The 18440-nt window shown below is 68.4% G+C and carries 16 protein-coding genes; 5 read left to right on the top strand and 11 right to left on the bottom strand.

The features are described from left to right. Nucleotides 1-141: 141 nt before the first annotated feature. From GON09_RS19900 to GON09_RS19865, 8 genes are all read right to left on the bottom strand, one after another. On the bottom strand, nucleotides 142-816 hold the full coding sequence (locus GON09_RS19900; RefSeq protein ID WP_213933325.1) for an SRPBCC family protein: 675 nt from the start codon (nucleotides 814-816) through the stop codon (nucleotides 142-144). Continuing rightward, nucleotides 813-3341, bottom strand: coding sequence for an aerobic carbon-monoxide dehydrogenase large subunit (cutA, locus tag GON09_RS19895; RefSeq protein ID WP_213933324.1), 2529 nt, complete (start codon nucleotides 3339-3341; stop codon nucleotides 813-815). The genes GON09_RS19900 and cutA overlap by 4 nt, the downstream gene beginning before the upstream one ends. After that, on the bottom strand, nucleotides 3338-4009 hold the full coding sequence (locus GON09_RS19890) for a (2Fe-2S)-binding protein (RefSeq protein WP_213933323.1): 672 nt from the start codon (nucleotides 4007-4009) through the stop codon (nucleotides 3338-3340). The genes cutA and GON09_RS19890 overlap by 4 nt, the downstream gene beginning before the upstream one ends. Next, nucleotides 4006-4920 (bottom strand): FAD binding domain-containing protein, encoded by a 915-nt coding sequence (locus GON09_RS19885; RefSeq protein ID WP_213933322.1) that lies wholly within the window; start codon nucleotides 4918-4920, stop codon nucleotides 4006-4008. Before GON09_RS19885 ends, GON09_RS19890 begins: the two co-directional genes overlap by 4 nt. An 87-nt stretch (nucleotides 4921-5007) precedes the next feature. Next, nucleotides 5008-6456 (bottom strand): uracil-xanthine permease family protein, encoded by a 1449-nt coding sequence (locus GON09_RS19880; protein ID WP_213933321.1) that lies wholly within the window; start codon nucleotides 6454-6456, stop codon nucleotides 5008-5010. 177 nt (nucleotides 6457-6633) lie between these two features. Further along, complete coding sequence (locus GON09_RS19875; protein ID WP_213933320.1) at nucleotides 6634-8316, bottom strand: helix-turn-helix domain-containing protein; 1683 nt, start codon at nucleotides 8314-8316, stop codon at nucleotides 6634-6636. A gap of 54 nt (nucleotides 8317-8370) precedes the next feature. After that, nucleotides 8371-9465 carry an XdhC family protein gene (locus tag GON09_RS19870; protein ID WP_213933319.1) on the bottom strand — a complete coding sequence of 365 codons (1095 nt, stop codon included), beginning with the start codon at nucleotides 9463-9465 and terminating at the stop codon, nucleotides 8371-8373. Between the two features lie 57 nt (nucleotides 9466-9522). Beyond that, nucleotides 9523-10920 (bottom strand): amidase, encoded by a 1398-nt coding sequence (locus GON09_RS19865; RefSeq protein ID WP_213933318.1) that lies wholly within the window; start codon nucleotides 10918-10920, stop codon nucleotides 9523-9525. Between the two features lie 141 nt (nucleotides 10921-11061). On the opposite strand from GON09_RS19865, the gene GON09_RS19860 reads away from it, so the two are divergent. Next, nucleotides 11062-12237 carry an MFS transporter gene (locus tag GON09_RS19860; protein ID WP_213933317.1) on the top strand — a complete coding sequence of 392 codons (1176 nt, stop codon included), beginning with the start codon at nucleotides 11062-11064 and terminating at the stop codon, nucleotides 12235-12237. Here the strand turns inward: GON09_RS19860 and GON09_RS19855 are convergent. Next, nucleotides 12207-13202 carry an alpha/beta fold hydrolase gene (locus GON09_RS19855; RefSeq protein WP_213933316.1) on the bottom strand — a complete coding sequence of 332 codons (996 nt, stop codon included), beginning with the start codon at nucleotides 13200-13202 and terminating at the stop codon, nucleotides 12207-12209. The two genes, GON09_RS19860 and GON09_RS19855, sit on opposite strands and share 31 nt — an antisense overlap. Nucleotides 13203-13290: 88 nt before the next feature. Next, nucleotides 13291-14262, bottom strand: a complete 972-nt coding sequence (locus tag GON09_RS19850; RefSeq protein WP_213933315.1) for an LLM class F420-dependent oxidoreductase — start codon at nucleotides 14260-14262, stop codon at nucleotides 13291-13293. 107 nt (nucleotides 14263-14369) lie between these two features. Between GON09_RS19850 and GON09_RS19845 the strand changes: the two genes are divergently transcribed. Then, nucleotides 14370-15098, top strand: a complete 729-nt coding sequence (locus tag GON09_RS19845) for an MOSC domain-containing protein (RefSeq protein ID WP_213933314.1) — start codon at nucleotides 14370-14372, stop codon at nucleotides 15096-15098. A gap of 6 nt (nucleotides 15099-15104) precedes the next feature. On the opposite strand, the gene GON09_RS19840 is transcribed toward GON09_RS19845, so the two are convergent. Beyond that, nucleotides 15105-16538, bottom strand: coding sequence for an acyl-CoA synthetase (locus tag GON09_RS19840; protein ID WP_213933313.1), 1434 nt, complete (start codon nucleotides 16536-16538; stop codon nucleotides 15105-15107). A gap of 104 nt (nucleotides 16539-16642) precedes the next feature. Here GON09_RS19840 and GON09_RS19835 point away from each other — a divergent pair, with 104 nt between their 5' ends. The 3 genes from GON09_RS19835 to GON09_RS19825 all read left to right on the top strand — a co-directional run bounded on the left by GON09_RS19835 (nucleotide 16643) and on the right by GON09_RS19825 (nucleotide 18432). After that, nucleotides 16643-17416 (top strand): IclR family transcriptional regulator, encoded by a 774-nt coding sequence (locus GON09_RS19835; protein WP_307854418.1) that lies wholly within the window; start codon nucleotides 16643-16645, stop codon nucleotides 17414-17416. 123 nt (nucleotides 17417-17539) lie between these two features. After that, nucleotides 17540-18214, top strand: a complete 675-nt coding sequence (locus GON09_RS19830) for a hypothetical protein (RefSeq protein WP_213933312.1) — start codon at nucleotides 17540-17542, stop codon at nucleotides 18212-18214. Next, nucleotides 18214-18432 carry a helix-turn-helix domain-containing protein gene (locus tag GON09_RS19825; RefSeq protein ID WP_064256486.1) on the top strand — a complete coding sequence of 73 codons (219 nt, stop codon included), beginning with the start codon at nucleotides 18214-18216 and terminating at the stop codon, nucleotides 18430-18432. Before GON09_RS19830 ends, GON09_RS19825 begins: the two co-directional genes overlap by 1 nt. The last annotated feature ends 8 nt before the right edge of the window (nucleotides 18433-18440 follow it).

The following is an 18440-nucleotide window of genomic DNA, read 5'->3' as shown; positions in this document are numbered from 1 at the left end:
CCCGCTCAGCGGCGGTGTTTCTTTGTCACATCTCGCCGAACTCGTCGTGCCGAGTTCGGGGTTCGTGCACCTGCCACCTGCAGACGACGGCACCCCCGGGCCGTGATGGCCCGGGGGTGCCGTGTGGGTTCGACGAAAAGATCAGCGTCGGGCGAGGATTGCTCCCAGGGCGACGCCCGCCAGCGCGATACCGGCGCCCACTCCTGCGGACAGCAGAACGATAGCTGCCGAGGGCGTTCCGGCCGGTGCCGGTGCAACTCCCGCGGCGACGGGCAGTGCGGTCGTCTTCACACCCGCACCCTCGGCGACCTCGGCCACCTCCGCCCCGTTCACGGTCGCGACCGCCGCGGCCTCTGCCGCGCTCGGCGCTGCCGGCAGCCCGTTGGCGATCACGCCGTCGATGCCGTTGAAGAACACGCCCGCCATCTTCTTGGCGACACCGGTGATCATCCGCTGCCCGACGCCACCGACCATGCCGCCCACGACCGCGTCCGCGTCGTAGCTGAGGACGGTGCCGCCGTCACGCTCTTCGAGACGCACCGCCACGTCGGCCTTGACCGTGCCGGGCGCGCCGGAACCCGATGCCGTCATCACGAACGATTGAGGACGATTCTGCTGCGACAGAACCACTTCCCCGTCGTAGGTGCCCTTGATGGAGGCCACCCCGGCGGTGATGGACAGCTTGTAGTGGTTGTCGCTGATCTGCTCGAGCGCCTGCACGCCCGGGATCGTCGCCGCGAGAACACGGCCGTCCTGCAGGCTGTCGTACACCACGTCGGGGGGTGCCTGCAGTTGCGCGGTACCGGCGATTCTCATTCGTTCTCCTTGCTTCGGGATGCCGCGTGGGTCAGACGCAGCTCGAACAACTCCGAGGGGGAAATCGGCATGCTGGTGATCGGGATGCCCTCCGCGTCCTCGACGGCCGCGGCGATCACCGCGGACGTCGGGATGACACCCGCCTCGCCGGCGCCCTTCATCCCCAAGGGATTGAGCGCGGACGGGGTGACGGTGTGGTCCATCTCGAGGGAATCGGGCATCTCCGTCACGAAGGGCATGAGGAAGTCCATGTACGACGCGTTGAGCATCTGCCCGTGCTCGTCGTAGACGATCTTCTCGTAGAGCGCCCCGCCGATGCCCTGCGCCACCGCGCCCTGCACCTGGCCCTCGACGATGCGCGGGTTGATGACGTTGCCGCAGTCGTGCACCACCGCGTACCGGAGCACCCGGATCTCGGCGGTGACGGGATCGGTCTCGACGATCGCCGCATGGATTCCCGACGCGAACGTCGACGTGGGCGGCGAGTAGTAACCGGTCGCTTCGAGACCGGGCTGTTCGCCCTCGAGGACGGGCGGCACCGACATATCGGTCTCGGCGTTCGCGAATCCCGTTGCGCGGCGGGAGGCGTCGTCGAAGGCGTAACGGAGCGGGTTCGACAGCACGGCCACCACGCCGAGGGGAATCGACGTCCCCTCCGCACCGGCTTCGGTGCCCACCACGCACACGTGCCCATCGCGTAGTTCGAGGTCGGCGACGTCGGCGCGGAGGTGTTCCGCGGCGATCTTCTTCGCCTTCTCCGCCACCATCTGTGCGGCGACGTGGAAGGCGGATCCGGACATCACGGCGCCGCGTGAGGCGAAAGTGCCGACCGCGTACCCGAATCGACGGGTGTCGCCGGTCACGATCTCGACGTCGGAGACCGGCACACCGAGGTCGTCCGCGACGATCTGAGCGAAGGAGGTCTGGTGTCCCTGGCCCTGGGTGGTCAGGCCCGTGGCGGCCTTGACCTTGCCCGAGGTCTCGATGAGCACGTGGGCGCCCTCGTACGGGCCCGGACCGGTGCCCTCGACGTACGCTCCCACACCGATCCCGACACGTCGTCCCTCGGCACGGGCGCGTTCCTTGTACCCCGCGAACTCGTCCCAGCCGATGAGCGTCTTGAGTTTGTCGGCGCCGGCCTGGTAGTCGCCGGTGTCGTAGATGAGAGGCCGCCCGTCCTGGAAGATCAGGTGGAAGTCGTAAGGCATCTCCTCGGGACGGATGAAGTTGGTCTCACGGACCTCGAGGACGTCCTTGCCGAGATACTTTGCGATGGCATCCATCGCCCGTTCCATCGCGAACACGCCCTGGGGTCGTCCCGCCCCGCGATAGGGCGTGACGATGACCGTATTGGTGTACAGCGAGTAGGCGTCCACCCGGAATGCGCGCGGCTTGTAGGGGCCGAGCACCTGGGTGGAGGTGTTGAGCAGCACGATGATTCCGTACGGGAGGTACGCGCCGTTGTCGTGCCAGATCGAGAAGTCGAAGGCCAGCAGCCGGCCGTCGTCGTCGAACCCGACGGTGACCTCGTGGATCTGCCCGCGCTCGTGCGCGCTGGAGATGAAATGTTCGCGCCGGTCCTCGACCCACTTGACCTCGTTGGAGATCCCGGCCTGCCCCAGCTTGCGGGCTGCCCAGGTGACCATGACCTCCTCGGGCCACGGGTGGACGATCTTCACACCGAAACCGCCGCCGACGTCGGGGGCGATGCAGTGGACCTTGTTGTGCGCCATGCCCAGTCGCGCTGCGATCGCGGCGCGGGCGGAGGTCGAGGTCTGGGTGGACGTCCAGAAGGTGAGCGCCTTCTCGTCGTCGTCCCAGCGGGCGTAGACACCCTTGCCCTCCATCGGCATCGACGCCGAACGTTCGATCTCGAGGTCGAGGGTCAGTGTGTGCGGTGCCGCGGCGAGTTCCGCCTCGATGTCGCCGAAGCCGTGCTGGAGGTGCGCCGCGACGTTGTCGGGTACATCGGGATGGACGGTGCGCTCGGCGTTGCGGGCGGTGTCGACGCCGACCACCGCGGGAAGTGTCTCGTAGGTGATGTCGATCAGCGCGCAGGCGTCCTCGGCGACGTACCGGTTGTCGGCCACGACCATCACGATCGCTTCGCCGACATGGTTCACCTCGTCCTTGGCGAGCGGATATCCGTTGCGTGGAGCGGTGATCGCGGGATGCGGGATCAGCAGCGGGAGGTTCTCGGCCATTTCGGGCGAGTCGGCCTCGAGGTCCTCGTAGGTGTAGATGGCGTGCACGCCCGGCAGTTCGAGAGCCGCATCGACGGCGATGTCGAGAATGCGGGCGTGGGCGTGCGGCGACCGGACGAACGCCGCGGCGAGGGCGCCGTGGCCGAGATCGTCGAGATAGCGGCCGTTGCCGCTGACCAGTCGATTGTCCTCGACGCGCGGGATGGGCCTGCCGAACGACCTGCCCGACTCGACGGCACCGCCGATGTCGGCAGGGGCAAGGCCGGTTGCCGTGCTCGTCGAGACCGAGTTGGAGACGGGCGAATCGGAGACGCTGGTCATGCTCGTCCTGCCTTTCCTCCGACCGGAGCGGTGGTGCCGCGGACCTTGGCGTCGAGCGAGGCGCGCGCCGCCTCGCTGTCGGGTCCGAGCGGCGAGCCCCCGGACCGTTCACGCGTGATCTCGGCGGCACGGAGTACGGCCGCGCGGATGTTCTGGTAACCCGTGCACCGGCACAGGTTTCCGGCGATCGCCTCGGTCGCCTCCTCGTGGGTCGGCGACGGGTTCTCCTCGAGGAATGCGGCGATCGTGGTGACGAAACCCGGTGTGCAGAAGCCGCATTGCAGACCGTGGCAGTCGACGAACGCCTGCTGCACGGGATGCAGCGTGCCATCCGGCTCGACGAGTCCTTCGACCGTCGTCACCGAGCGGCCCTCTAGGCTCGCTGCGAGCACGAGGCACGACCGCACCGGCTTACCGTCCAGCTGTACCGTGCACGCGCCGCACACGCCGTGCTCGCATCCCACGTGGGTGCCGGTCTGGCGGAGGTGATGACGGATCGCGTCCGATGCCAGTGTGCGTGAGGGCAGCACCACCGTCTGCGTCACGCCGTTGAGGGTGAAGGTCACGGCGACGTGGTGTTCACCGGTCTCCGCCTGTAGCTCGTCGACCTGTTCGGCGACGGTCCGCCGCGAGGCGTCGCGACCACCCTTGTGGATCGAGCTCGTCATCGACTTCCTCCCGTGTGCGTCGGTACCCGTGTGTCGTCGCGGACGGCGTCCTGTGCGGCCGCGAACCCGACACGGCCGGTCAGTGCTGCCACCAGCTGCGACCGGTAGCGGTCGGTGGCGTGGATGTCCGCTTCCGTCTCGACGGTCTCGCGTGCCTTCTCCCCGACCTGCTGCCAGAGCGGGTCGCGCTCGTCGTGCGCCGAGGCCCCGCGCAGGATGTCGGTGTAGTCGACGACCTGCCCGAGCTCTCCGGCGGAGACGTAGGTCATCCGGGCGGACGTCACCGCTCCGTCCTCGACCTCCACCTGCGCGACCACGCCGACGAGGGCGTAGTCGCCGTGGCGTCGCGCGATCTCGTCGATGGCGGTGCCGGTGCCCGGACGCGCCGCCGGCACCGTCACGCTGGTCGCGATCTCGTCGGCCTCGAGGGTCGATTCGAGCGGTCCGGCGAAGAGTTCGCCGGCGGGGATCTGCCGGACTCCGCGCACGGAGCGGACGGTGAGCGTGCCGCCGAGCAGCGACAGCACGGCCGGCATCTCCGCGGACGGATCGGCGTGGACGATCGAACCGACGGTCGTTCCGCGATTGCGGATGGTCGGGTGTGCCACCAGCCGGAGCGCGCGGCCCAGCAGGGGCTGGACCTGCGCGACCGTCGGAGCGGATTCAAGCGCTGCGTGGGTGGTGAGCGCGTCGAAGGTGACGCCGAGTTCCGGCGAGGCGGAGATCGCGTCGAGGCAGGGGATCGAGCCGATGTCCACGAGGTGAGCCGGTGCCGCCAGGCGCATCGACAGCAGCGGAATCAGTGACTGGCCACCGGCGAGCACTTTGCCCTCGTGCGCGACCCCTGCGAGGATCTCGCAGGCTTCGTCGATCGACCGCGGTCGGTGATAGGTGAGTGGCGACGGTTTCATTCGACAGATCCTGCCCGCATAGTGCGATCGACGTTTCGTGGAGAAGTGACAAAGCTCACCGCTCGACAATGTCAGATGTAATAGAGGTCACGCGAACTCCTTCACCCTTCCCGCGCCGCTCTCCCCGTCGGGGTCGGGCTCCGTTCGGACCGGTTCTCCCTGTTCGGGGGGAGTTCCGGGGTCTTCGGGTGCGATGTCCTTGGGGGCGATGACCCGGCACAGGTGGTAGAGACCGATCACGACGATGGTGCCCAGCGCGATACCGCTCAGCGAGAACGTGTCGGTGAACTGGAGGCTGGTGTCGCCGATCGCGATGATCAGGCCGGCCGCGACGGGCATGAGGTTGCGCGGGTCACCGAAGTCGACGCCGTTCTCCTTCCAGATCTTGGCGCCGAGCAGGCCGATGATGCCGTAGAGGACCACGGTGATGCCGCCGAGGACGCCACCCGGAGTCGCGGAGATGACCGCGCCGAACTTCGGGGAGAAGCCGAGGAGCATGGCGATGACGCCGGCTGCCGCGTAGGCAGCCGTCGAGTACACGCGGGTCGCGGCCATGACGCCGATGTTCTCCGCGTAGGTCGTCGTCGGCGAGCCGCCGACACCGGTGGCGAGGGCGGTGGCGAGACCGTCACCGGCCAGTGCGCGCCCCATCATGGGGTCGAGGTCGGTCTTGGTGATCTCGGCGACCGCCTTGACGTGTCCGGCGTTCTCCGCGATCAGGGCGATGACGCCGGGCAGGACGAGCACGATGAAGGTGAGGCTGAACGACGGGGCATGGATGCCGACGACGCCGGCGGCCTCGTCCGTGAACGGGGGCAGGCCGAACCACGGCGCGGACGCAACACCTTCCCAGTTCACGCGGAAGTGTTCGGTGACGGCGTCGGCACCGGCATCGTAGGAGGTGATCGGTCCGCTGATCCGGTCGAGGATCCAGGACAGTGCGTAACCGAACAGCAGTGCCAGGAAAATGGCGATGCGGCCGAGGAATCCGCGCAACACGACACTGCCCACGATCAGCGCGACCATCACGGTCAATGCCACCCACTGGTCCTGCGGCCAGTAGGTGCCGGCCACCACCGGCGCCAGGTTGAAACCGATGAGCATGACCACCGCACCGGTGACCACCGGCGGCAGGATCTTGAACACCAGCGAGCCGCCGAGGAAATGGATCACCACACCGACCGCGGCAAGCACGAGCCCCGAGACCATGATCGCGCCGGTGACCTCCGAGGGGGACCCACCCTGGGCATAGATCGCGGCGATGCCACCGACGAAGGCGGCGGAGGTGCCGAGATAGCTGGGAATCCGGCCCTTGACGACAGCGAGGAAGAACAGGGTGCAGAAGCCTGAAAGCATGACCGCGAGCTGCGGGTTGAGACCCATGATGATGGGGAAGACGAAGGTGGCGCCGAACATCGACACCACGTGTTGGCCGCCCAGACCGATGGTGCGACCCCAACTCAGGCGCTCCATCGGCGCCACGACCTGTCCCGGTTCTATGTTCTTGCCGTCTCCGTGCACTGTCCAGATGGGCATATCGGACCTTTCAGCAGGGTGTGGGTGCCGATAGAGTTCACGTGGATTGTTACGCCTGTGTTGCCGATCACACGTGTACTTCGGTAGCCGCAAACGCTAACGGAGCAGCTCCGGCCCGGCGTGGGAGGATTCTGCCAGGAGCAACCTTCCGAAATTGGCAAGATCGGTGGTTGATCGTCAGGAATCGATTCCACGCATCGCGATGATCTTGAGCGCGAGCGAAAGGTCCAATCGGAGTTCGGGCTGTTCAGTGAAGGGACCGAGGATCTTTTCGAGTTTCGCTACGCGATACCGCAGGGTGTTGTAATGAAAATGTAACTGGCGGGCGGCTTCTGCGATGTTGATGTTGGTGGCGAGGAGCACCTCGAGGGTGCGGCACATGTCCTGTGCCTCCGCCGTGCCGTCGGTCAGTTCCTTGAGCGTCTCGCGCGCGAACGACTCGAGTTCTTCGGTGTCCTCGACGAGGCTCAGCAACCGGTACACACCCAGATCGTCGAAATGGGTCACCGCCCACGGCCCGGATATCTTGCGTCCCACCTCGAGTGCCGTGCGCGCCTGGGCGTAGAGCGTCGGCAGGTCGTCGGTGGATGACGACGCACGCGAGACCCCGACCCCGAACGGTCGTCGGCCTCCCCCACCGGCTCCGCGCACCTGGGCGACGAGTTCGTGCACCAGGGTCATGGTGTCGCTGCCCTCCCCCATGAGCACGACGGTCTCGGTCGCCAGCGCCGTGACGGACGCTCCGGAGTCGCGACCGGCCAGCGCACCCGCGAACGCTCGGGCCTGCCGTTCCACCACCGGCAAGCGGGCCGGTGTCGCCGGCGAATCGTCGTCCACGCGATCGGGTTCGACGGCGACCACCACGACCGGGCGGTCGAGATTCCAGCCGAACATCTGGGCGTGCACGATCACCTGCTCGGGCTCACCGGCACGGCCGCGCAACAGGTCCCGGACGAAGTTGGCCCGGTGTTTCTCCTCGACCGCCGAGACCGCGAGCTCACGACTGACGACGAGCGCGCACACCGTCGCCGCCTGCTCCACGAGATACAGATCCGGCGCGGAGAGACCACGTGAGGGACAGAAGAATACGAGCCGCCCGTGGTCGACGCCGTTGGCGGAGATCGCCGCGATCGCCACGTACTCGTCGCCGAAGCGGTGCAACCCCAGCCCGCCCTCGATCGAATCGGTCCGCACCCGGCCCGTCGGGTCGACGGCCGCCGTCGACGACAACCAGGCGAAGTCGGATTCCTTTCCGGCCCTGTAGGTCTGCCGGCCGTCGGGGGTGGTGATCAGGACCGCCCCGCCGAGCCGGCGCGCAATGCCCTCGGCGAGCGCCCTGTGCCCACCACCCGCCATGACGATCTCGAGCAGCCCACGACGGAGGTGATCCGCCTCGAACACCGCCTCCACCTGAGCGACCGCCATCTCGCGAAGTCCGTGCGCGAGCCGATGGTCTGCGACGACGTCCTCCGGCGTCGTCAGCACCGGGAAGAGAACGTCGTCCGTGAGGCCCTGCGGCAGCGGATGTCCGGCGTCGAGCCGGACCACGAGCGCCGAGACTTCGTTCCGGTCCAGTCGTGCCAGGAAGCTCGCGATCGGCACCGCGAGTCGTGTGAGCACCGTGGTGGAGGTGACGAGCAACAGTCCCGGACGCAGCCACGGCCCGATCTCCGGGAGCATCATCACCGCGACATCGGTGACGGCGCGCGCCGTGGAAACGTCGCCGGCGACCACCTTCGGTGCGACGAGGAAACCCGAGGAGACGACGTCGGCGACCGGGCAGGGTCCGAATGGGACCGCTGCGCTGCGCGCCGGTTCGGCTGCGCTGTGTTCCGGTTTCCCAGCCTTGCGCACCGTCACAGCAATACCCGTCCACCTGCCAGTCGTTCACCCCCGATCGGGAGACACGTGACATTAGAGGGCTGCGGCAACACCGTCAATCGCGGGCGGACAAGCCGCAGGTCGGGCAGCGCGTCCCGTCGGCACCCGGTGGATGGGTCCGCGCAGTGCCGCGAGGCTGCGCCCGGTGGCCCCGCGAGTGCTCACGAGGATCTCGGCGAGGATCGACACCGCCGTCTCCTCCGGTGTGCGCGCGCCGAGATCGAGGCCGATGGGCGAGTGCAGTCGCGCCAACTCGTCCGCCGACAGACCGGCCTCGCGCAACAGCGCGACCCTGCGCTCGTGCGTGGATCGGCTGCCCATCGCCCCGATGTATCCGGCATCGCACCGGAGCGCACGTTCGAGCAGCGGAATGTCGAACTTCTCGTCGTGGGTGAGGACCGCGACAACGGTGGTCGGGTCGATCGGTGCCGACTCGAGGAAGACGTGCGGCCACGTCACCACGATCTCGTCGGCGTCGGGGAAACGTGCGGGAGTGGCGAAGACCGGGCGGGCGTCGATCACCGTCACCCGGTAGCCGGCGAACTTCCCCAGCGTGCACAGAGCGGACGCGAAGTCGATGGCGCCGAAAATGTACATCCGCGGCCGCGGCGCGAAGATCTCCACGATCTGCGAACGCTCCTCGTCGACGTACACCTCCGACTCGCCCTGCGCGAGACGCAGACGAACCTCGGTCTCGGGTCCGTCCCCGTCGAGCGTGATCACCCGATGTGCGACGGGCTCACGGTCGGTCACCACCGCGACCGGTTCCCCCACACCGATCCGTCGCGCCACCTCCGCAAACTCCGGGTAGGTGGCGGCATCGACGCGCTGCACGAATACCTCGATGGTGCCGCCGCAGGTCAGACCCACGCCGAAGGCGTCGTCATCGGTGACGCGGAAGACTTCGGTCCGCGCGTGTCCGTCGGCGAGCGCCTCGCCCGCGATGTCGTACAGGGCACCTTCGATGCACCCTCCCGAGACGCTGCCCACCACCTCGCCGGACTGCGAGACGGCCATCGCGGCGCCGGGTTCGCGCGGCGACGACTTCCAGGTGCGCACGACGGTCGCCAGCGCGAACGCCTCACCGTCGTCGAACCACCGCGACAGCTCGTCGAGAATGTCCCGCACAGCGACCTCCTTCGGTCCTTTCGGTCATGTCACAGCAGTCATGCCACAGCAGGCGTGTCACAGACGCGCGGCGACGGCCAGCGCGACATGGTCGTGGAAGGGGCGCGCGACGATCTGTACACCGATGGGCATGCCGTCGCTCGTCCGCCCGACGGGGACGACGACGGACGGGAACCCGGTGACACTGATCGTGCGGCAGCTCGCCAACGCCTCCTGCCAGGTGAGCAGCCGATCGTCGACGCTGAAACGCTCGAGACCGAGCGGGGGCGCGCTGATGGATGCGACCGGCAGCACCAGCACATCGCCCATCTCGTCGAGCAGCCGATGGACGAGCGCGGTGCGCTGCGCCCAGAGGTCCTCCACCTCCCGTTGCTCCGCGCGGCCCGCCGTGGACAGCAGGTCGCGGATGACGGCACCGAATCGGTCTGCGCTCCCCAACGCGTCGATGTCGGTGTGGGTCTGAGTGGCTCGCAACCGCCCGAACAAGTCGTTTCCCTCGGTCAGCGCCGACCCTCGGTACGGACGCGCACCGAGTCGACGCGCGCTCTCCCGGACGGCGCCCACGATCTCGTCGGCGACGGGGACGGTGCCCTCCCCGGCGGCCCAGGTGATCGTCAGCGCGTCGACGTCGACCGTCGACGGGTCCGTCCACGCGATGTGCGGCTCGGAGATCACGCGCAGCGCAAGGACGAGGTCGTCGAGGTTCCGTGCCATGGGGCCGAGGGTCTGCAGCGTGCCGTGCACCGTCGCGGGATTGGCCCGCACGTGGTCGCCGACGAGCACCCCCGGGTACTGGCCGTCCGCGGAGACCCGCCCCACGGTGGGGCGGATCGAGCACAGGCCGGCGCAGTGCGCGGGCCAGCGCACCGACCCGCCGAAGTCGGTGCCCAGTCCGAGGACACTCATGCCCGACGCGATCGACGCCGCTTCGCCCCCGCTGGATCCGCCGGGTGAGCGCGGCGAGTCGGGACTGCCGAGCGGGCTGACCGTCGGTCCGAACATCTCGTTGTCGGTGAGTCCGGAGGTCCCGAATTCGGGCGTGTTGGTCTTGCCGACGAGGATCGCACCGGCCGCCTTCATCGCGGCGACGGCAGGTGCGTCGACGCTGGGGACGTTGCCGGCCAGCGCCCGTGAGGCGGCCGTCGTGCGCACGCCTGTCGTGGCGATGAGGTCCTTGACGGTGAACGGCACCCCCGCGAGGGGACCGGCCGCGTCGCCGCGATCGAGGCGCTGGTCGAGGGCGTCGGCCTCGGCGAGGGAATGGTCCGCTGCGACGGTGACGATCGCGTTGAGAAGCGGGTTCTGCGCGGCGATCAGTGCGAGGTGGTCTTCGACGACCCGACGGGCGGTGACCTCGCGGCTGCGGACCTTGGCGGCAATCGACCGCGCGTCGGCGCCGGTCCACGTGCCGGTGCGCTCGGTGTCGAGCGTCGGGGATCGACCGTCTACCGCCACTGGCCCTCCTTCGTCTGCGTTCGACGAGAACGCTATGGTCGACTCCGGGCCCCTCCTACGTCCACACTCCACAGGAAGGCGGTCGCCGCGGTGTGAAGAGTTGATACTTTTCCGCCGAACCCGGCCTGAGAGGATCGGGGAATGATTCCGTCCTGGGCTCGTCTCGCGTTCGCCGTGTTCGCGGTGAGCTGGGGTGCCAATCAGTTCGCTCCGATGCAACTGGTCTACCGCGATCACCTCGGACTCGGCAGCGGGTCGTTCACCGCCATGCTCGGGTCCTACATCGTGGGGTTGATCCCCGCCCTGCTCTACTTCGGGCGGGTGGCCGACAGGATCGGCCGCCGCCCGGTGATCCGGGCGATGATCCCGGTGAGCGTCGTGTCGTCGATCGTTCTGCTCATCGGCGCCGACATCCCCGCCCTGCTCTATCTCGGCCGGGTCCTCGCCGGATTGGCGTCCGGGATGGCGTTCGGAGCGGGCACGGCCTGGATGAAGGAACTCAGCGAGGGACCGGGCGTGGGAGCACGCCGGGCCGCCGTCTCGCTGTCGGCGGGATTCGGCAGCGGTGCCCTGTTCGCCGGTCTGATCGCGCAGTGGCTGCCCGCCCCCGACCGTCTGCCCTATCTGGTGCACATCGCCCTGATGGTGGTCGCGCTGGCGCTGGTATGGGCCGTCCCCGATGCTCACCGACCCCGCACCGTGCAGGGTTCGTGGCGCCTGTCGAGCCTGTCGTCCCCACGCTTCCGATGGGGTGTCGTCCCCTGGGCTCCGTGGGTCTTCGGATGCGCAACCGTCTCGTTCGCCACGATGCCGCCGATCGTGTCGGATCGGGTGGACAGTGTGGCCGTCGCGTTCACCGGTGTGGTCGCCGCACTGACCCTGCTCACCGGTGCATTGATCCAGCCCGTGGCCCGGCGCATCACCCGGCACGGGGAGGATCGCGGGGTGTGGACCGGGGTGGGCCTCGGTGTCCTGGGCTTCGTCTCGGCCGCTGTCGCGGTGCTCGTGGACGGTCCGGGAGCGGTACTCGCCGTCCTCGTCACCGCCGTCTTCCTGGGCGGGGGTTACGGCATGCTGCTCGTCTCCGGCCTCGTCACCGTCGAGAACATCGCGCCCTCCGACGAACTGGCGCAGACCGTCGCCGTCTTCTACTGCCTGATCTATCTGGGCTTCGCGGTGCCCTTCGTCATCTCGCTCGCCGCGCCACAGGTGGGATTCGTGGCGTGCTTCGCGATCGCGGTGGTCCTGCTCGTGCTCGCGCTCGTCCCAAAGAAGCTGATCGCCGATCAGGACGCGGCCCTTGTCGGTTCGCGCTGAGCGGTAGCGATCGATGTGGGCTGAGCGGTAGCGATCGATGGGCGCTGAGCGGTAGCGGCAGGGCTCCCCAGGAGCACTTGCCCGAGCAGGTCCGACAGTGCGCGGGCGACGTCCTCGGGCCGCTCGGCGAGCACGCGATGACCGGCACCGACGAACCGCACGAGGTCGGAGTGCGGCAGCCGGGCCGCCATTGCCTCCGACAGCGACAAGGGCACGAAGACGTCCTCCGTGCCCGCCGCAACCACCACCGGCACTCTCGCGAGCACGGCGAGAGCGGCGGACTCGTCGAGGACCGCGAAGTCGGCCAGCAGCCGCGACCAGGTGACGACCGACGTCTCGTTCGACAGCGCCGACCCGACCACCCGTAGCCAGGACTCCGCCGTGCGCCTGCGGGCGGCGACCGTGCACACGCGACCTCCGGCGCGCTTCGACAGTTCCATCACGCGAGGTACGCGCGAGACCGCCCGGTGCACGATGGATGCGGCGGGATGGCGTAGATAGCGCCCGACACCCCCGTCCGCGAGTCCCGATGCGGCGGTGGCGATCAGGCCGACGCCCACGATGCGGTCACCGATGGTGTCGGGGTGATGACGGGCGTAGGACAGTGCGACCATGCCGCCCATCGAATATCCGGCCAGCACCACCGGCCCGTCCGGAACGAGGGTCCGGAGCACCACGTCGAGATCGTCCGACAGTCCCGAGACCGTGCAGCCGGTTGCGTCACCCGTCCCGGAACGACCGTGTCCTCGCTGGTCGTAGCGGACGATGCGGACGTCCCGCACGTCCACGCCATCGCAGACGGCATCCCAGCTCGCGGCGTCCTGGCAGTGCCCGTGCAGGCACACGAGTGTCAGATCCGCATCCCGCGGGCCGGTCACCGTGGCGGCCAACGGCACTCCGTCGTCGGCGACCACGGTGACGCGACAGGACATGTTCCGGTCCGTACTCGATATCGGGTCGGCCATGTCGCCTCCTGCACAGCGGATCTGCAGGAGTTGTCGCGTCACCGCCGGGCGGCGTTAACCTCCGACATCGAATCGTGACGTCCGGTCGTCAGCGCGGGGCGAGGGCCCGGATCATCGGCGCGGGGTCGCCCGAGGGCACCAGGGCGATAGCCGGGGTCGTCACCCCCGCCTCGACGTAGCGCTCCACGTGCTCGCGGCACGCCTCGGGCTCGCCGTGGATCACGAGAGCATCCACCACGTGATCCGGGATCGCCTCGAGGGCGGCCTTGCGATCACCTTCCGCCCACGCCTTCCACATGCCGGCGAAATCGTCCGAACGGCCGAGGAATTCGTGGAAGGCGCGGTAGACGGGAACGTTCATGTAGGCGGCGATCATGCGTCGTCCGATGGCGCGGGCGGTCTCGGTGTCGAAGCCGGGGAGCACGAAGATCCTCGCGACGATCTCCTTGCTCTCGCCTCCCTCGTGGACGTAGGGCGTCACGGTGCGCACGTCGTCGGCGGACAGCCAGTTGATGATGGCGCCGTCGGCCTCACGTCCGGCGAGACGCAGCATGCCGGGGCGCAGGGCGGCCAGCAGCACCGGCGGCGCCGGGTCGGGCACGATGCCGGCCCGGAAGCCGTCGACGGCGAAGGTGTCGTACTTCTCGGAGACCTTCTCCCCCGCCAGCGCCGAACGCAGGAATCGGAGGGTGTCGCGGGCGCGCTTGAACGGTTCCTCGAAGGGGATGCCGTTCCACTTCTCCACGATGACGTCGGACGACGTGCCCACTCCGAGCACGAAACGGCCGGGCGCGGCGGCGGCGAGGCTCGCGGCCGACATGGCCAGCGTGGCGGGGCCTCGGGTGTAGACGGGGACGATCGCGGTGCCCAGCCGCAGGCTGGGAGCCCACACGCTCGCGAGGGTGAGCGGGGTGAACGCATCGGCGACGCCCGCCTCGGACGACCACACGTCCGTGTACCCGAGGTCGGGGAGCTCCTCGATGATGCGTCGCTGGTCGGGCAGAGGGATGCCGTCGAGCGGGACGGTCAGGCCCCATCGTCGTGTCGTGTTCTCCGTCATGACCGCCACCCTAGCCACACTGTGGCTCACGTCATACCCGGGCGTGTTTCGGCCCGACCGCTCGGCCCCGCCCCGCAGCCGCCCCGGTCCCCGTATGCTCGCGAGTCGTGCGTATCGATCAGTTGTGGCGTTATCCGGTGAAGTCGTTCGGGGGTGAACGGATCGACGCCGCAGCGATCGAAGCGGACGGTCTGCGCGGTGATCACGTGTGGGCCCTCGTCGACGCGGAATCCGGAAATATCGCGAGCGCGAAGCGTTTCCGACGCTACGGTCTGCTGCTGACCTGCTCGGCTCGGCTTCTGAGCGACGAGGATCCCCTCGATCCGGCGGCACTCGAACTGACGCTGGCCGACGGCACGGTGGTCCGCGGCGATGATCCCGAGGTCGACGACCTGCTGTCGAAGCTGGTCGGTCACGACGTGCGTCTCGAACCGCGCAACCGCACATACGACGAGGCACCGCTACATCTCGTCTCCCGCTCCGCGGTGGAGGCGCTCGGTACCGGCGACCCTACCGACGTGGCGTTGCGGCGGTTCCGGCCGCAACTGGTCGTCGACACTCCCGACTCGTCCGGTTTCGTGGAGGACGAGTGGATCGGCCGACGGGTGTCGGTGGGTTCCGCGGTCCTCGAACCGCACAAGCGCACCGCGCGGTGCGTCATGGTGACGCTCTCCCATCAGGAGGTTCCCGCGCGGCGCGACATGCTGCGTGAGGTGACGACCGCGCATCAGGTGCCCAATGTGCCGGACGGCAAGCCGATGCCGTGCATCGGTGTCTACGCGACCGTCCTGGCTCCCGGTGACATCACCGTCGGTGACGAGATCGGGATCGGATAATCCGGATCACTTCCCGGCGAGGTGGTCCTCGACGAGGATCTTCTTCTGCACCTTGCCCATGGCGTTGCGCGGAAGAGTGTCGACGGTACGGATCTCGCGGGGGCGCTTGTGGATCGAGAGCGTCTGCGCGACGAAGTCCGAGAGTTCGCTCGGATCACGGAGATCCCCGACGACGTAGGCGACGATCCGCTGTCCGAGATCGTCGTCCGGCACACCCACCACCGCGGCCTCCTGCACGCCGGGATGGTTCAGCAGGGCATGCTCCACCTCACCGGCGCCGATCCGGTAACCACCGGACTTGATCATGTCGACCGATTCGCGGCCGACGATGCGGTGGAAGCCCTGGTCGTCGATCACGGCGATGTCGCCGGTCCTGAACCAGCCGTCCTCGGTCATCGACTCGGCGGTCTTCTCGGGGTTGTTCAGGTAGCCGTCGAACAGGGTCGCACCGGAAACCTCCAGCTGACCGAGGGTTTCACCGTCGTGCGGCACGAGTGTTCCGGCCTGGTCGCGCAGGCGGGTGGAGACGCCGCGGATCGGCAGTCCCACCCAGCCGGGCCGGCGCTCACCGTCGTGGCGGGTGCTGATCGTGATGATCGTTTCACTCATCCCGTACCGCTCGATCGGTGCGGAACCGGTGAGGGCGAGCATGCGCTCGAAGACCGGAACGGGCAGGGGCGCACTGCCCGACACCAGAAGTCGCGCCGACGACAATGCGCGAGCGGACGATTCGTCGGCGACGACCCGCGACCACACGGTGGGAACCCCGAAATACAGCGAACCACCCGCAGCTGCATAGGCTTCGGGCTTCGGGCGCACCGTGTGCACGAGTGGCGAGCCCTGCCGCAGCGCACCGACGACACCGAGGATGAGTCCGTGGACGTGGAAGAGCGGAAGGCCGTGGACGAGTGTGTCCTCGGACGTCCAGTTCCATGCCTCGGCGAGACCGTCGAGACCGGCTGCCACCGCGGACCGTGAGAGAACGACTCCCTTGGGGGCGCCGGTGGTTCCCGAGGTGTACATGATCATTGCGGCACTGCCCGGGTCGGCCTCGGCGTGTGAGGACGACGAACGCGCACTCGCGTCGACCGGGATCGCGGGCAGGGTGACGTCCTCGGGGGCAGTGCCGAGCCACATCTGCGCGCCCGAGTCCTTCAGGATGTGAGCGCGCTCGGCCGGACCCGAATCCGGTGGCACGGGCACCGCCGCCACGCCGGCCATGAGGCACCCGGTCGTGGCGATCACCGTCTCGATGCTCGCGGTGGCGTCGATGGCGACCCGCGAAGAGCCGGCGACCTCGTCGGCCACAGAGGCGGCAGCCGCGATCAGTTCGGATCGGGTGAGCGAGACGTCTCCGACGCGGACGGCGCTGCGGTCGTCGCCGCCTGCCCCGGACTCGGTGAGCGAGGTCAGCAACGGCACGGGCGTGGTGGTGGTCATCGGTGGTGGTCCCTTCTCGACGTCCTGCCGGACGGTGTCGCGCAGCGCATGGTCCGTATTGTGGACCGCCGTGCTACGATGCGGTCCGGATCAACCTATAACCCGTGACGCCTGCCGTCAACGACGCGCGAAAGGTTCCGATGAACAGCGTTCTCACCGCACTCCGCGTGTTCGAGGAGGTTGCGACCACGCAACCGGTCGGGCTCTCGGAATTGAGCAAGCGACTCGACGTCCCCAAGAGCACCGTCCAGCGGTGTCTCAAGACCCTCGCCGAAGCCGGCTGGCTGCGCCCCTCGACGGCCAACACAGGGCAGTGGGTCATCACCGGCCGCGCGTTCAGCCTGGGCAGCGCGATGTCGTCCGGCGACGACCTGCGGGAGGTCGCACTCCCCGAGTTGAACCGCCTGCAGGCCGAGACGGGCGAGACCGTCCATCTCGCCGTGCCGGACGGGAACGAGCTGGTCCTGATCGAGCGACTCGACAGCGCCCATCAACTGCGTGCCTTCCTCGCCCTCGGCACGCGCCTTCCCCTGCACGCCGCGTCCACCGGTAAGGCATATCTCGCGTCGCTGCCCGAGGATCGGATCGAGGATTTCCTCGCGACCGAACTCCCCTCGCTGACCGAGCACACGGTCACCGACCCCGCCGCACTGCGGGAGGAGATCGCCGAGATCCGCGCCCGCGGGTACGCCGTGACCGAGCAGGGGCTGCACGACGGCATCGCTGCCGTCGCCGTTGCCCTGCGCGGGCGCAGTGGCACCGTGCGCGGCTGCTTCAGCATCTCGGGCCCGGCCTCGCGACTGACTCCCGACCTCTTCCCCGACTACGGCGCGAAGGCGCTGGCAGTGAGGGACGCGATCGAGCGCCGCCTGCCCTGATCCGCCCCGAGAGCAAGCGACGGACTCCACCGCCTCTGGACATATCGTTTTTCGATGGGTATAACGATTATCGATGGTATCGACAATCGATATACCCGCTGTCCCGCGAGTTCGGAGACGACCATGAATTCCACCCACGACACCGACCGCCCCCAGGGACCGGGGGCCGAACCCGACACGCTCTCCCCTACCGAGACGTCGAAGAAGGACCGCACCGATCTGTGGGCGTCCCTCACGGTCTTCGCGCTGACCTCGTTGATCGTGCTCTTCACGTACGTCCGCGACCTCGTTCGCTCTCTCGACGGCGGCATCGTGACCGCCCGGGTCCGATTCGACGACGCCGCAGTGGCGCCGGTGCTGTCCACCCCGAACGGCGTCGGCCTGGAGACCACCTCGACGACGGTCGTCGATGTTCCGACCGATTCCCTCTCGCCCGTCAGCGTCGGTCTCATCCGCGCCGGTGAGGCGGTGCAGACCCTCGGCTACCTGACGGCCCTGGCCCTGTTGAGTTGGATCATGGTGCGATTCGTCCGGGGCCGGTTGTTCGACCGGGGTGTCATCCGGCTGGTGTGGATCACGTCGATCGTCGCGATCGCGACGATCATCGTCCCCATGATCCCCCGCACCCTGGGCACCAACATGCTGATTCGGGACGTGGACATGAACTACGTCCTCTCGAACGCGCCCCTCGGACCCGAATTCTGGTACGCGTACGTCTTCTGCATGGTGATCTCGGCCGTAGGTGTGGTGCTGCGGATCGGCAGTCGCATGGCGCGCGACAACGAAGGACTCGTCTGATGCCTCCGGAAACCGAGCATGCCGTCCGGTGTCATCTCGACGAGTTGCTGGCCGACCGGGGCATGACCCTCACCGAGTTGGCCGACAAGGTGGGTGTCAGCGTGGTGAACCTGTCCGTGCTCAAGAACGGACGCGCCCGCGCGATCCGCTTCTCGACCCTCACCGCTCTGTGTCGCGTGCTGGATTGCTCTGTGGGGGATATCCTTTCGGTCGACTGACCGGCCCC

This window comes from Rhodococcus sp. B50, assembly GCF_013602415.1.
In the GTDB taxonomy this organism is placed as follows: domain Bacteria; phylum Actinomycetota; class Actinomycetes; order Mycobacteriales; family Mycobacteriaceae; genus Rhodococcus.
Note: the sequence above shows the minus strand (reverse complement) of the source record. Positions and strands in the feature narration are given on the sequence as shown.